The organism is Actinacidiphila glaucinigra (assembly GCF_900188405.1).
GTDB classification, from domain to species: Bacteria; Actinomycetota; Actinomycetes; order Streptomycetales; family Streptomycetaceae; genus Actinacidiphila; species Actinacidiphila glaucinigra.
Genome location: NZ_FZOF01000048.1, coordinates 20,300 through 34,027 on the forward strand (window position 1 = coordinate 20,300; position 13,728 = coordinate 34,027).

The following is a 13,728-nucleotide window of genomic DNA, read 5'->3' on the forward strand; positions in this document are numbered from 1 at the left end:
GCTTCCCTTCTGGATGTCGGCAACTCATGGGGTGTCACAACGTGGGCGGCGGCCCGGTGACGCGCAGCTTGAAGGCCTCGGCCGAGCCCACGATCGACGCCAGGTCGAAGGCTGGCGGAATGTCCCTGGCGTCGGTCACCGGGACACCGTTGGCCCTGAACCACTCCTCGATGCCGGCCGGGCTGAAGACGACGGCGAGCCGCGCGCCCTCGGAATGGACCAGGTAGCTGTGTGGCACGCCGCGCGGGCCGAAGGCGACCTGCCCGGGGATCAGGTCGTGGCGCTTGTCGCCGACAAAGAAGCACACCTCGCCGTCCAGCACGAACCAGAGCTCTTCCTCGTTCTCGTGCACGTGGTGCGGCGGCGCGTGGCCTATCGGGTCGGAGAACTCCATCAGGCTCATCGCGTCGCCGGTCGCCCGGCCCGGGAGCAGGATCCTGGCCTGCCCTCCGAGGAACCAGAACGGCTCGGTGTCGGTCGTGGCTTCGAAGCCGGGGAAACTCTTGATCACGATCGCTGCTCCAGAGGCGAGGCGGGGCGGTCGAGGAAACCGAGCAGCATGGCGGTCAGTTCCTCGGGGTGTTCTTCGTAGATCCAGTGGCCGGAGTGGGCGATGGTCACCCCGGTGACGTCGGAGGCGTACTTCTCGGCCTGTTCGCCCTCGGCGTCGCCGAGGCTGCCGGAGGCGCCGATGGCCAGTACGGGCATCCGCAGCGGGGTCTTCGCGAACTCCTCGTTGTCGCGGATGTCCTGCGGGAACACCCGGAACCAGGCGAGGCTCGCCTCGAGGTGGGCGGGGTCGCGCAGGTAGTTCGCGAACACCCGGATGTCGGCCGGGCTCACCGCTCCCGGGACGCCCTCGAACCCGCCGATGAAGCCGGCGGTCCAGGCGGTCTCCCGGCCCCTGATCATGTTCTCCGGCAGGCCGTCGGTCAGGTTGAAGAAGCCGAAGTTCCAGACGCCGGGCCCCTGTTCGGTCAGCGAGGGGATCGAGTAGATGCTCTTGTCGGGGATCGGCGCCTCGCTGAGGACCAGCTTCTTCACCGTCGCCGGGTACTGCGCGGCGTAGGAGTAGGCGACCATCGTGCCGATGTCGTGGCCGACGATCCGCACGTCACCGGCCCTGCCGAGGGACGCCAGCAGCGCGTGCAGCTCGGCGGCCATCGTCTTCTTGTCGTAGCCGGAGGGCGGGGCGTCGCTCTGCCCGGCGCCGGGCAGATCGGGGGCGATGACCGTGTAGTGCTGGGCGAGGGCGGGCATGATGCCGTGCCACTCGTACCAGGTCTGCGGGTAGCCGTGGAGGAGCAGCAGCGTCGGCCCGTGGCCGCCGATGACGTAGTGCAGGCCGATACCGGCGACGCGGGTCTTGTGCTCGCTGAACCCCGCGGGCAACCGCTCGCCGGCGGACGAGGCCGACGCGGGGGCCGCGTTCGTGGTGAACGTGGTCACCCCCAGGGCGACGGCCACGGCGAGGGCCGCTCCGAGCAGGCGGCGGTTTCGGCGCGGGTTTCCCGGCCGGTTTCCGGGCAGGTGGAATCTCACTTGGGCTCCAGAATCGGTTGTGGTTCCCCCCGTGATCAGAGGGTGTCGGTCATGCCGCCGTCGATGACGAAGTCGGCGCCGGTGACGTTGCCCGAGCGCCGGCCGGCCAGGAACACGACCAGGTCGGCCACTTCGGAGGGCAGGGTGAACCGCCCGGTGACCGCCTCGGCCGCGGCGGTGTCGGCGACGGCGTGCGGATCCAGGCCCAGGTTCGCGCCAACGGTCGCGGCCACCCCGTCCGCGCCCCGCCACAGCGCGGTCTCGACCGGCCCCGGGCTCACCGAGTTGACCCGCACGCCCTGCGGACCCACCTGCTTGGACAGCGCCTTGCAGAAGTTGGACAGTGCGGCCTTGGCGGCGCTGTAGTCGATGACCAGCGGATCGGGAAGCCGGGCGTTGACCGAGGAGACGGTGACGATCCGGCCGTCCCCGGTGTCGATGAGATGCGGCAGTGCGCTGCGGGTGGTGCGCACCGCGGCCATGAGGTTGACCGTGAACGTCCAGTCCCAGTCGGCGTCGGTCATGGCGAGGAAGCCCTCGACCCGCGGCCGCACCGCGCCAACGTTGTTCACCAGGACATCGAGCCCGCCGTGCAGCTCCACCGCGGCGGCTACCAGCGCGCCCGGACCGTCGGGAGTGGCCAGGTCGACCTCGACGACGGTGAGCTCCGCCCCCTGCTCGATCAGGTCGTCGAGTTCCTCCGTGCGCCTCCTGGTCCCGGCGACGACCCGGGCCCCGGCCCTGAGAAGGCCCTGCGTGACCGCCAAGCCGATGCCCCGGCCGGCGCCGGTGACCACCGCCCGCTGCCCCTCCAGGCCGAGGTCGTGGGAAGGAGCGGTCACCGCGAGCCCTCCAGGCCCTGCCGCCGCAGCCAGGACAGCGCCTCGTCCGCGACCTCGCGCCAGCCGCTGTCGACGGTCAGCGAGTGCCCGCGGTCGGGGAACGTCATGAAGTCGGTGACCGCCTCGGAGTGCCGGTACTGCTTGAGCGTCGCGCGGGTGACCGCCTCGGGGACGGTGTGGTCCTTGCCGCCGGACATCAGCAGCAGCGGGCCGCGCCCGGAGTTCTCGGTGTCGACCTTGGCCGGCGAATGCGGGTTGAAGTTCGCCGCTGCGGCCTCGAACAGCGGCTTGCCCGGCGCGGGGATGGTCCACCGCGCGAACAGGGCGTCCGACTCCTCCTCGCTCACGGCGTTGCCGAACGCGAAGCGGAACTGCTCGGCGTTCAGGGACACCGCGCGGTGCTTGTTCGCCGGGTTCTTGAACACCGGCAGCGTCGACCGCAGCGCCGACAGCGGCAGCGGCAGGACCCCCTTGATCTGCGCGGCGTCGATCGCCACCGCGGCCGCGGCCAGGTCCTGGCCGAGCAGCTTCTGGGCGATCATGCCGCCGAAGGAGTGGCCGATGAGGATGGGCAGCGTGTCCAGGCCGCGGATGACGGACGCGTAGTGCTCGACGACGTCGTCGATGCCGTGGTCGGCGATGCTCTCGGGGTTCTGCCGCGCCTCCTCCACGGTCTCCGGGTCGCCGGGCCAGCCGGGCGCGGACGGGGCGTAGCCCTCGTTGCCGAACAGGTCGATCCACGGCTGCCAGGACGTGCTGTGCAGCCACAGGCCGTGGATGAAGAGGACGGGTGTGGGGCTGGTCATGGCCGTTGGGCCTTTCTCGCGAGCGGAATCGATGGGTGGGTGGGCCCGGTCGGGGCCGGGCGGAGGATCGGGAGCGAAGGTCGGGGGCCCGAGTCAGGGGCCGGCGTCAGGGGCGCGTGCCGAACGGGCCCAGCGTCCCGGCGTCGATGCGGAAGGACTCGACCAGGGCCGCCGCGTTGTCGAGCGTGAACACGTCCGCGGCCGCGAGGACCCCGGTGTACTTCGCGGCGACCGGTGCGGCGGCCTGCGCCGCCACCGCGTCGAGATAGGTCTTGAAGATCGCCCACGAGTTGCCCTGCGGGCCGTACTTGTCGAAGTAGGGCGTGGGGTCCAGGTTCATGGCGGCCCGGGTGGAGGCTTCGAGGTCGGCCATGTAGGCGCGCTGGAGGTCGCCGTCCGCACGCACGCCGAGCCGGCCGAGGTGGCCGCCGACGAGGGTCCGCCACGGGTACCCCATGGCGATGTCCTGCGCCCGCAGCCAGGCGGGGATGTCCTGGGAGACCGCCAGGTTCTTGAACGGCACCCAGCCCGGATACAGGATGTCGACGACCATCAGCGTCCTGTGCTCCGGCGCGTGGATGAAGATGTTGTCCGGGGAGTGGTTCGGGCCGTGGTAGGCCAACTCCAGCCGTTCACCGCCGACGTGCAGTGTGTAGCGGTCCTCGAAGGTGACGGTCGGCGCCGGGCGGTTCGGGTCGGCGGCGCGCAGCAGCAGCCGCCGGCACTCGGCATGTCCGATGCGGACGACGCCCTTGCCGAAGATCGACGAGGCGCCCACGTGGTCGGCGTGCGAGTGCGAGTGGACGAGGTGGGTCACCTTTGCCGGACGGCCGTTGGCCCGTGTCACCTCTGCGATCGCTCGCAGCAGGTTGTGGCCGATGGTCGGAGGGGCGTCGACCAGGACGACGCCTTCCCGGGTGCTGAGGAACATCGCCTGGTAGAAGCCGTCGGTCACCCAGTACAGGTGTCCGTCGATCCGGCCCACGAAGTAGCCCGCGTCGTTGAGTTCCGGCCCGGTCGCGGCGGGCGGGACGGGCGCGAAATCAGGAAGCCCGGGGGTGTCGGCCGCGGCGGCCGCCGTGCCCCCCAGGGCCCCGCCGGCCAGGGCGGCGGCCGCGGGCAGCGCGGCCGCTGTGCGCAGCAGGGAGCGGCGGTTCGCCGCGGCATCCCAGAATGTGGTCTTCATGACCGGCCTTTCAGGATCAGGCGATCGCGGCGGACGTCTCTCCGGCCGGGCCTCGGGCTCGGCAACGACATCGATGTCAACGGAGTTCCTCGCGATCATGTGCACGACCGCCAGGACACCACCGGGCCCGGCCCCTTCGAATCGAGGAAAGACCCCTGTCCCGGAACACCCCGGCCGCTCGGCACGGCCTGGGGATCGACCCCGGTGCGAAGCGGGGATGCGCCGTGGTCAGGCGCTGCTTGAGGGCGCGACGAGGACCTTCAGCGAGCACGGCCTCCAGCGCCAGGTCGACTCCTGGCTCGGTAGCGGCCCCAACGAGCCCGTCACCGCGAAGCAGATCGAGTCAGCGTTTGGCCCCGACAAAGCGGCCGAAGCCAACCAGCCGAGTGGCAGCAGCGCAGCGACGCCCGCCCGTGAACTTCCCGACGTGGTCGACGAGTCATTGTCAGCACCCGGTGGCAGGATCCCGTGCCATGACCGCACCGATCAGTGAATCGTGGACGCTAATCGAGAACTGGCTGGCCGAGCACGCCCCGGCGACCTACGCCGCGCTGGCGCCGCCCGCAGATCCGGCGGCCATCGCCGCCACCGAATGCGTCATCGGCCGGCCAATGCTGAAGCCTTTGGTGATGTCGCTGCTGCGGCACGACGGTCTCCTCGACCAGCGGGGTTCGCTGCTGCCAGGGTTCTACAGACCGATAAGTGCCCGCGAGATAGCAGCTGAGTGGCAACGTTTCACCGGCTTCCACGACAAGCGCACGGCGGATGAGGCAGGAGAGGAGGCGGACCACGACTTCGTGAAGATCGGGGCCAGCAGCGTCCTGTACGGACATCCGCAGTTGATCCCAATCGCGCGGAACCTCGGCGGCGGGCACCTCGTACTGGACCACCGTCCCGAGATCGACCGGGGGCGCGTCCACGCAGCCGGGGCCGCGGAAGGCATCATGCGCGTACCACACGAGATGTGGACGTCCCTGCCGCTACTCATGGAGACGATCGCCACATCTCTCAAGACTAACCAGCCCCTCAACAACTACACGCCCGTAGTGGACCAGGAGCAGAGGCTGTACTGGGACTTCATACCGCTGCGCAGTGATCGAACCTTGCATCGGTCATGACGCAGCAGCAGATAGCGAGGTCGGAGCTTGAGTCGTCCCACCGTGTCGACCACAGCGGGACCTGGTCTGCTACGCGGTGGCGGTGCACGGTGCGCTGGAAGAAGCGGTGGTAGCCGGCGATCTTGTCCGCCCAGCACCGGCACATGGTCCTGCGGTGCCGCCAGCGCCGCGTCCGCGCGCAGGCTGCCTTTGCCGGGCGCGGTGAAGGTCCCGTTGACCGGGAGGATCATTTCCGTCGTCCAGCCGCGCAGCGAGCCCAGGCCACGAGTCTGGGCGGATGACACCCGCCGCACCGGCTGGTCCACAGGGCCGGTCCCGGCGCCCGTGCCAGGCCCAGCACTTGGGGCTGGGGTTTGCGCACGGGCAGGCCCGGTGCCAACGGGCCTCACTCCATCAGCGAGGCGGGAACGGCTTACCGCTTGACCAGCCGGGCAGGGTCGACGTCCAGGGGGAACGGCTCGGTGACCGCCGTGGTCTGGCCGGCCTGGACCAGCCGGTCGGCGTAGGCGCCGTGCTCAAGGTGCCCGAGGTACAGCCGCGGAGCAGGCTCCAGTTCCAGGCGCCAGTAGTGCTCGATCCCCGCTGCCGCATACAGGGCCGGTTTCATCTTCCGGTCGGCGACGCGGGTGGAGGGCGAGGCGATCTCCACAACGGCGATGACATCCTGGGCATGCACGGTCACACCGGACAGGTCCACGCTCTCGTCAACGACAGCCAGGTCCGGGATCATCAGGCCGTCAGGTACCAGAACGTTGATGGCGTCGAAGACCAGCACCGGCGCTTTCGCGGCCTCTGCGGCCTGCTCCAGCAGCACGTGAAGGCGGTGTGAGGCCCACTGATGCGCGAGGCCGGGCGCGGGGCTCATCATCAGCGCGCCCCCGACCAACTCGATTCGGTTCCGCGGGTCCTCGGGCAGGGCCAGGACATCGTCCACGGTCCACGGCCCGTAATGATCAGCGGCGGCAACACCCACGCTCCCCTTCACCTCCTCGGCTTGCCGTGCCCCCAGTGTGGCCCAGCAAGAAGGCAGCAGTCGAGCCGCCCGCGCGCAGGGAGCGCACGAATCGCCTCTCCGCCACGCGCCTACGACGTGATGATTACGTCAGCGTATCATCCGTCCATGCTGTTTCCCACGCCTTCTCTCAGCCGCGAGGACAATCGTGTCCTCGCCTCCATCGACGAGATGCGCTCGGCCCTGCAGGATCAGGTGCGCTCCCTCCCGTCCCGGCAGGTCCAGCGGCTGCGCACGTTCCTGACCGCCGACGCCGTGGCAGCGTCCAACTCCATCGAGGGTTTCAGGGCCGCCACCGTGGACGTGGAAGACCTGATCACCGGCGAGCGAGACGTAGAGGTCTCCGAGGAGAACAAGAAAGAGACCCTCGCCCTGCACCGGATGATGACGTACATCCAGACGCTGCACGACGCGGCCGACTTCGCCTACAGCAAGAGCTTCCTCAACGCCCTGCACTGGATACTCCAGGGACACCGACACCAGCCACGCAAACCCGCCGGACAGTGGCGTCGCGGCCCCGTCTACGTCACTGATGCCCGCGACGCAAGTATCGCCGCCTACACCGCGCCCGACGCAGATGCCGTCCCTGCGCTCATGCAGGAACTGATCGACTGGCTCAACACCGACGACGCCACCCACACACTGGTCCGGGCCGCCATGGCGCACCTGCATCTGGTGTCCATCCACCCGTGGGCCGACGGCAACGGCCGGATGTCCCGCTCACTGCAAACCCTGATGATCGCGCGCGAAGGCGTACTGGCTCCGGAGTTCTCCTCCATCGAGGCATGGCTCGGACGGCCGGGCAACACCTGGGAGTACTACCGCGAACTCGCCCGCCGCGGCCCCCAGTACCTGCCCGACCAGGACGTCGCCAGCTGGATCCACTTCAACCTGACCGCCTATCACCAGCAGGCCCAGACCGTACAGGGCCGGCTGGCCCGGGCCGGAAAAGTCTGGGAAACGCTCGCCGACTTCGCCCAGCACGCTGGCCTCGACGAACGCACTATCACCGCCCTCCACGACGTCGCCATGGCCGGACGAGTACGACGCTCCCGCTACGAAAGCGCCGAGGGCCTCAGCCTGCAACAGGCCCAGCGCGACCTACGCGACCTGGTCACCGCCCAAATCCTCACCCCCGTCGGCCGCACTCGAGCCCGCTACTACACCGCCGGCGACCGCTTCCCCCAGACCGCGCTGGACATCTCCGCCACCCCCATGACCCTCACCGACCCCTACACCCCCACCGGCTGAACCGACGGGAACCCGCCCCAGCGATCGCTTCCCTGTGTGGCGGAGCCTGCTGCGAGTGGCTGCTGCAGCCGTGGTGCACGGCTCAGACGCTGGGCAGGTTCATCCGACAAGCGCGACTGGAACCACGCCGGGCAGATGGTGCGCGGCCAGTGCCACAGCCTCCTTGGCCGTGCTGAAAACGCCGAGGTCCTCTTTGGCGATGCTCCTGCCCGCTCCGTACGCGCCATCGCTTTTCGCGGCCAGCTATCGTCCGGCGACAGTCAGGTCGGGGCGGGTGGTGATCGAAAAACGCAGCGCCCAGTGGCTGGTGAAGGGGTAGAGGGCGCGCAGGGCTGGCGCGGCGCACGCCGCCTCGATCAGGGCCTGGAATGTCTCGTGCCAGTCGTACTCCATTTCGGCCGCCCCGAGGCGCAGGCTCTGCCACTCGGATTCCGTGAACCGCGCGGGATCGCGGTCGGGCCCCTCGAGCCGCCCGGTCAAGTACTCAACGGACCCTGCCAACTCCCTTCTCACCACCCGCAGATCCCTGGTGGCAACGCCGCCTCGCGGAGTGACCTTCCCGACATTCCTGACCCACAAGCTGCCGAAGTGATGCTGCCTCTCAGCAACTCTTCCGAGCCTGTGCCCTTGGGATCGTTCCCGAAGCCATGACCGTCCGCTCTCCAATCCGACCTCCCTGGCCACAAGGCCAAGGGCTAGCCCGGCAACGGTGACGGCCTGCACGGCGCGGTGTCCTGCGGTGGTGAGCGTGACGTCGACCCGGTGCTCTATTCCAGGCCCTACTGGGTCGGCGCTGCCGGCGATCCGGGACAGCGGCCGTATGCGCTTTTGGTGGAGGCGCTGGCCCGGTATGGGACGGTCGCCGTCGCCAAGGTCACCTTGCGCACCCGGGAGCGGCTGGCGGTACTGAGGCCGTGGCACGGCATGCTCGTCCTCCACACCCCGCTATGGCCCGAAGGGATCCGCGAGCCCGACGACTCTCCAGAGCCGCGCCGGTGACGGACCGGGAACTGGAGCTCGCCGAGCTGCTCATCGACCAGCTCACCGGAGTCGACATCACCGGGCTGCACGACGACTACGCAGCCGCCCTAGAGCAGCTGGTGGCCGCCAAGATGACCGGCGCCGGCCTGGAGGAACCCGCGGAACCGGTGCCAGCAGTGGACCTCATGGCGGCGCTGGAGGCGAGCATCCAGGCGGCGAGCAAGCCCTAGAAACAGCGCCTCCTGAGCCCTCGAGTACCTCTCATGCCGAGGTCTCGGCGTTCGTGCCAATGAGTGAGAGCGTCGCGAGTGTCAGGGTGGCCCGCGCCATGGACTTCGCGGTCGGTCAGAAGGATGGCGAGCAGGTCGTGCCGCGCTCGCTCCGCGAAGAACTCGGCGGCCCCTTCAGGGTCGCTTTCCCCGGCCATGCCTCAGCAGAGGTAGGAGAGGTCGTGAGTCCCCCTGTCCCTCCTCGACAGTTCGTCTGTTCGGGGGGCTTGAGCTCCGCCAGCAAGAGCAATCCCGGCCTCGGAGCGATGTTCGGTTACTGTCGGTGACGGCCGATTAGCTATGTTGCACGTGACCGAGGAGGCACATGTCGGGCATGACGCGACGGATGGCTCTCAGCGGCCTGGCCGTGGCGTGCCTAGCCGCCGCCACGGCGTGCGAGCCGGATGAGCCGCAACCACACCCCAGTCCGTCCTCCTCCATCAGTCGGTCCTCGTCGGCCAGTCCGTCGCCCTCCGTCTCGACTGGGACCGACGTCGATCCCCGTACTCAGACGCCGTCGCCTTCGCGGGACGGCGTCCCCCCGGTACCGCCGCCGCCCACCGTTACGAGCCAGGAACGCAAGCCTGGCCCCGTTCCGACCGAGCAGCCGTCCACACCCCCGCCCCTGGTGCCCACTCCCTGGGCACCCACTGACCCTGTACCCACCGGCTCGTGAACGACAGCCCACCCGAACACACGTCCCGGGAGAAGGGGACGCATGGGCGTGAGCGGGACACGAGTGGAACCGATGTACTCAAGGTGGTCATTGCGCAAGCCTCGTTCTTCGGGGCGCTCATGTTCTATGTGGGCTTGACCTATGCATCGCAGTACTACGGCTTCTTCCACCTCTCCCCGTTCTCGCTGGGGTTCGGCTTCGCCGAACTGGCGCTCTACAGCCTGCGTCTGCTCAAGCTTCAGGTCATCGTCGCGGCCGTCGTCGTCCTCATGGTGATTTGCATCCCGTGGTTCTCCCGACGTCTCCCGCTCCCTGACCCTGCCAGCCCGCACGCCACCGCCGTTCGGAAGACCGCCTCGGTCTTGCAAGTGGTCTTCCTCGCGACGGGATTGGTGCTGTTCCTGCGCTGGAACGACATCGCGTCGTACGGCTGGGCCGCGCCTCTGACCCTCGCCATCGGCATCACGCTCGGCCAGGGCCGGGCCGCCGCCGCCGGCCATCGCGGTGGACCACGGCGCCGAGCCCTGCTGCTCTTCGCGATCGGCGTCTGCCTCTTCTGGTCGCTGACACTGGCCGCCCAGCAGATGGGCCGCGACGATGCCAGCACGGACGCACGTCACGTGCTCGAAAAAACCGGCCTGGTGGTACTCAGCGCCAACCGGCTGAGCCTTCCGCTCCCGCTGCAATACGAGCAGGATCTGGGAACGGAGTACCAGCTGCGCTACCGCTACACGGGACTGCGACTGCTGCTCGAGCGAGGCGGCCGGTATTACGTCGTACCCGTCGACTGGGAACCACGAACCGACCCTGTATACGTACTCCGCGAAAGCGACACCATGTGGATCGGACTGATGCCAGGAGTCCTACGGACACAGTAAAACCTCGCGGGTAGGGCACGCAGCACCGTGTCCAGGGTGGTCAACGGCTTGCCCGAGGTAAGTGCGTCCACGCACCCGGCTGTTGAGGCTGCGACCGTTCGAACTGGGATACAGGCCGAACCGTCGCCAACGCCAGTCATTCATTCGGGCTAATGGCGGGGTGGGTCGCACGTTCCTGCGAGGATCCGATCGACCCCTCCCTCCGCGGCGGTTTGGGGCTCGGCATCTGCACCGCGACGCAGCGCCAGCTACGTCGCCTGCTGGTCCTCGGCATGTTCGATCGCGCACCGACCAGCCGGTAGCCGCACCACGCAACCCGGGCCGAGGTCACCCTGGCGCTCTCCCCCAGACCGTCACGTCATCTCTTCACGCGACTGCGCACGGCAAGTACCGCAAGCCCGAGCAGAGCCGGCTCGAAGAGGCGGGCGGTCATCTCAACGTACGTTCCGGCGGCGGTCAAATCCTGTCCTGAAGCACGGAAGATCACCGAATTGGCGACCACCCTCAGAGATTTCTCGAAGCGCGCAGTCGAAAGACGCCGACGGTACGCCCCGTCCGGGTTGGTCGGGTCCGGCTTGCTCGAGGTCAGAGTCACGCTGCGGCCGTCGATCCTGCCCTTGCTCACCAGGTTTGGCTCGTCCTGCGGCAGGCCCCAAAGCATCATGACCAGTATGGTGGCCGTCATGGCAAGACCCAGCCATGCCAGAGCGCGGACGGCTCGCAGACCGTACCCGGAACCCGCCAGTACAGCCACAGGATCATCCGCTCGCCGCGCGAGGTCTCCAGATCGTGCCGGCGCATTTCCATCTCGCCGTAATAGAAGTCGGTCGCGCCAGGCTCGTTCTTGCCGTCCTCCAGCGCTTTGCGCAGTTGTCGGTAGAGCGGTGCGAGCACTGCGGGCTGGTGTGTCTCGACGCCCGCCGGGGCAGGCGTCCACCCGTCCGTGCCGTACCGGGCCGCGCGCCAGTGGTGCTCCTCGGCCAATGTCCGGCGCCGCGTCCATCGCACGGGGAACCAGCCCCGCCAGGAGAACCTCCCACGTGGGACCTCGTGAGTGATCAACGCTGTGACCTGAGGCTGTGCCGTCAACGGTTGTCAGCGTTGGCCGTCGTGAGGGCCCGTTACGGCCCGGGGTGACCGACTTCGCTATTGATCACCCGGGAACCGGGGGGCTCGGTGGTACTTTGACCGGAATCCGTGGGAGGAGTGGGCAGGCAGGTGGACAGTACTCTGCGGCGTGCAGCTGTCGTGGCGCTCGGCGATCTCGGGCGAAGCAATGACTTTGGGGACTGGGCGGACGCCGGCCGCGGCCTGGCAGGCTTTGCCGAGATGGAAGAAGCTGTCGATCCGCTACTGAAGCTGGTGCTCTGCGAAGACACCTTCGTCACGCGGGTCACCGCGCAAGCCTTGCTTCGGCGAATCGACAAGGCCGGGCTGAGGGTAGTCGCGTCCGCGCTGGCAGTCGCCGACGCGAATCACGGTGATTGGATCCGCACCGCGATCCTCGACGTGTTCGCCATCTACGCCAGCGACCGCGACGACGCGATGCGGCTCTGCGAGGATCTGGCGCGGGATCCTGATCAGCACGTCGCCCTGGGGGCTCGCGAGCTGCACGAACGCCTGGCCGGGATCAATCCCGTTCTTCACCCTGCGTAACGCGGCCGGATGCTTTAACTGCCAGCGGCCTTTCACGAGTACCTCTGGCCTGTCTCCCGCTGGCGGACCTGCGAAGCGTCTTCGCGGAGATCCTTTGTCGGGGACGGTGTGATCTTTTCGCCTTTCTTTCGTCGGCACCTCAAGCGCGGTCCACGCATGGCGGCTTCGCTGCGGCAGAGGCCATACGGGGCGGCATGTCGGACCGCTCGGAGAATGGAACCTTCCTTCTCGGATCAGGGCTGGGCCTCCCCTCAGCGACGGTTGGAGTCCATCCATTCGTCGCTGTTCCACATGACGGGGCGCAACGCCAACGCCCGCCACCCTGAAGGGCTGGCCGCCCAACGCCGCGAACGCGCCAAGATCCGCAGCGAACGCCAACAACGCTGGGGCCGCCCACGACCCAAAGCCGCCTAACCAACCCCGGCAACGTTCGTGGCCAACGCACCAGTTACGACACCGTCACCCGCAGCTTCGGTCCGGGCTGCCAAGGCCTCACGTCCAACGCATCCCCGACGCGGGCGGCTGACTCGGCGGCAGTTGCGCGGTCGCGGCCACCCTCCTCCCAGGTGCTCCCGGACGACCGACACCAGCCGGTGGATCGAGGTAAGACGCCAGGCCGGTCTTGACGATGAGCGGTCAACCTCTATGCGGCGTCAGCTGAGCCGACTATTCTCCCCGCAACCGACCGCCCTGGATCCTTCGGGCGAGGCGGGCTCCATGTCGACACCACGAACGGGGCATCCGTGAGATACAAGAAGTTCGCCGCTGTAGCCGGTGCTGTCGCCGCACTGATCGTCGGAGCGGGGGCCTCGCCCGCTACCGCTCAGAGCAACGGCGAGTGTACCTGGGGTGCTTACGTCGGGGACAGCACCGTCGCTTACTGCAACACCAGTGAAGGACACAGCCAGTTCAGGGCGGTGGCTATCTGCCAGGACGATCTGAGTGGGGACACCTTCCTCTTCTACGGGCCGTGGAAGTGGACCTACGAGCCGTACCCCTCCTACGCCTATTGCAACAGCAGCACCTTCCTTCTCGGTGCGAGCTACCGCATCAAGTGACGCTCGGCCTTCCGCAGTCAACCTAGGCACTCGGCAGAGCTCTTGGCCAAGTGCCTAGTAGTGCTTGGTCAGGTCGGTTGATTCGGTGCGTGTCTTTGTGGGTTGGTGGTGCGTTGGAAGGGGTGTGAATCCGGGAGAAGTTGCTGCGGTGCGTGATGAGTTGGAGGTCCGGTGGCGCGGCGGCCGCGGGGGCTGCCGCGGCTGATGCCTCGCAGAACGGATGCTGTTACCCACCGGCCGAAGGCGCCGACGACACCGGAGTCACAGCGGCAGAAGGCACACGACCCGGCGCCGGGGAAGCGGACCACGCGATGGTCAGCAGCCCGTCCTGGCTCCCGCGCATTCCGCGTACCGCCATCGGCGGTTCACAGCCGCCAGCGGCGGATCTGGTCCGCACACGCGTAGACGTCCGCGTGCCCGGTACGGACCTGTTGCGCAAGGTCGCTGAGTGCC

At 68.4% G+C, this 13,728-nt stretch carries 15 protein-coding genes and 2 pseudogenes; 9 read left to right on the top strand and 8 right to left on the bottom strand.

All coding sequences use genetic code 11. The features are described from left to right. Positions 1-34 precede the first annotated feature (34 nt). The 5 genes from CHF15_RS41900 to CHF15_RS41920 form a co-directional block, all read right to left on the bottom strand. Positions 35-511 carry a cupin domain-containing protein gene (locus tag CHF15_RS41900; RefSeq protein ID WP_089229204.1) on the bottom strand — a complete coding sequence of 159 codons (477 nt, stop codon included), beginning with the start codon at positions 509-511 and terminating at the stop codon, positions 35-37. After that, the gene (locus CHF15_RS41905) at positions 508-1,542 is read right to left on the bottom strand and encodes an alpha/beta fold hydrolase (protein WP_089229205.1); all 1,035 of its coding nucleotides are present in this window, start codon (positions 1,540-1,542) and stop codon (positions 508-510) included. The genes CHF15_RS41900 and CHF15_RS41905 overlap by 4 nt, the downstream gene beginning before the upstream one ends. Before the next feature lie 35 nt (positions 1,543-1,577). Further along, entirely contained in the window at positions 1,578-2,384 is an 807-nt protein-coding gene (locus tag CHF15_RS41910; protein WP_089229206.1) for an SDR family NAD(P)-dependent oxidoreductase, read from the bottom strand. Then, complete coding sequence (locus CHF15_RS41915) at positions 2,381-3,190, bottom strand: alpha/beta hydrolase (RefSeq protein WP_089229207.1); 810 nt, start codon at positions 3,188-3,190, stop codon at positions 2,381-2,383. The genes CHF15_RS41910 and CHF15_RS41915 overlap by 4 nt, the downstream gene beginning before the upstream one ends. 106 nt (positions 3,191-3,296) lie before the next feature. Next, a complete protein-coding gene (locus CHF15_RS41920) occupies positions 3,297-4,376 on the bottom strand; it encodes an MBL fold metallo-hydrolase (RefSeq protein WP_089229208.1) in 1,080 nt (359 codons plus the stop codon). Here CHF15_RS41920 and CHF15_RS46870 point away from each other — a divergent pair. Together CHF15_RS46870 and CHF15_RS41930 are read left to right on the top strand one after the other, a co-directional pair. Then, positions 4,375-4,869, top strand: coding sequence for a YidB family protein (locus CHF15_RS46870; protein ID WP_410169691.1), 495 nt, complete (start codon positions 4,375-4,377; stop codon positions 4,867-4,869). The two genes, CHF15_RS41920 and CHF15_RS46870, sit on opposite strands and share 2 nt — an antisense overlap. Beyond that, positions 4,850-5,494, top strand: a complete 645-nt coding sequence (locus tag CHF15_RS41930; RefSeq protein ID WP_089229210.1) for an SMI1/KNR4 family protein — start codon at positions 4,850-4,852, stop codon at positions 5,492-5,494. The genes CHF15_RS46870 and CHF15_RS41930 overlap by 20 nt, the downstream gene beginning before the upstream one ends. A 412-nt stretch (positions 5,495-5,906) precedes the next feature. On the opposite strand, the gene CHF15_RS41935 is transcribed toward CHF15_RS41930, so the two are convergent. Then, the gene (locus CHF15_RS41935; protein WP_089229211.1) at positions 5,907-6,467 is read right to left on the bottom strand and encodes a Uma2 family endonuclease; all 561 of its coding nucleotides are present in this window, start codon (positions 6,465-6,467) and stop codon (positions 5,907-5,909) included. A 147-nt stretch (positions 6,468-6,614) separates the two neighbouring features. On the opposite strand from CHF15_RS41935, the gene CHF15_RS41940 reads away from it, so the two are divergent. Beyond that, on the top strand, positions 6,615-7,757 hold the full coding sequence (locus CHF15_RS41940) for a Fic family protein (protein WP_089229212.1): 1,143 nt from the start codon (positions 6,615-6,617) through the stop codon (positions 7,755-7,757). A 243-nt stretch (positions 7,758-8,000) separates the two neighbouring features. On the opposite strand, the gene CHF15_RS46255 is transcribed toward CHF15_RS41940, so the two are convergent. Beyond that, a complete protein-coding gene (locus tag CHF15_RS46255) occupies positions 8,001-8,237 on the bottom strand; it encodes a DUF6193 family natural product biosynthesis protein (RefSeq protein WP_143681763.1) in 237 nt (78 codons plus the stop codon). A gap of 249 nt (positions 8,238-8,486) precedes the next feature. On the opposite strand from CHF15_RS46255, the gene CHF15_RS41950 reads away from it, so the two are divergent. The 3 genes from CHF15_RS41950 (at position 8,487) to CHF15_RS41960 (ending at position 10,561) form a co-directional block, all read left to right on the top strand. Beyond that, positions 8,487-8,756, top strand: a complete 270-nt coding sequence (locus tag CHF15_RS41950) for a Ku protein (protein ID WP_322975723.1) — start codon at positions 8,487-8,489, stop codon at positions 8,754-8,756. Next, positions 8,753-8,968, top strand: a complete 216-nt coding sequence (locus tag CHF15_RS41955) for a Ku family protein (protein ID WP_089229215.1) — start codon at positions 8,753-8,755, stop codon at positions 8,966-8,968. The genes CHF15_RS41950 and CHF15_RS41955 overlap by 4 nt, the downstream gene beginning before the upstream one ends. Positions 8,969-9,679: 711 nt before the next feature. After that, positions 9,680-10,561 carry a hypothetical protein gene (locus tag CHF15_RS41960; protein WP_143681764.1) on the top strand — a complete coding sequence of 294 codons (882 nt, stop codon included), beginning with the start codon at positions 9,680-9,682 and terminating at the stop codon, positions 10,559-10,561. A 358-nt stretch (positions 10,562-10,919) separates the two neighbouring features. Here the strand turns inward: CHF15_RS41960 and CHF15_RS41970 are convergent. After that, positions 10,920-11,566: pseudogene (locus tag CHF15_RS41970) on the bottom strand (pentapeptide repeat-containing protein); the annotation flags it as partial. 213 nt (positions 11,567-11,779) lie between these two features. Here CHF15_RS41970 and CHF15_RS41975 point away from each other — a divergent pair. From CHF15_RS41975 to CHF15_RS45355, 3 genes and pseudogenes are all read left to right on the top strand, one after another. Then, complete coding sequence (locus CHF15_RS41975) at positions 11,780-12,217, top strand: hypothetical protein (RefSeq protein WP_245939347.1); 438 nt, start codon at positions 11,780-11,782, stop codon at positions 12,215-12,217. Positions 12,218-12,517: 300 nt separating this feature from the next. Further along, positions 12,518-12,631 (top strand): annotated as a pseudogene (locus tag CHF15_RS46875) (integrase); the annotation flags it as partial. Between the two features lie 503 nt (positions 12,632-13,134). Beyond that, entirely contained in the window at positions 13,135-13,275 is a 141-nt protein-coding gene (locus tag CHF15_RS45355; RefSeq protein ID WP_179280233.1) for a hypothetical protein, read from the top strand. Positions 13,276-13,728: the final 453 nt, after the last annotated feature.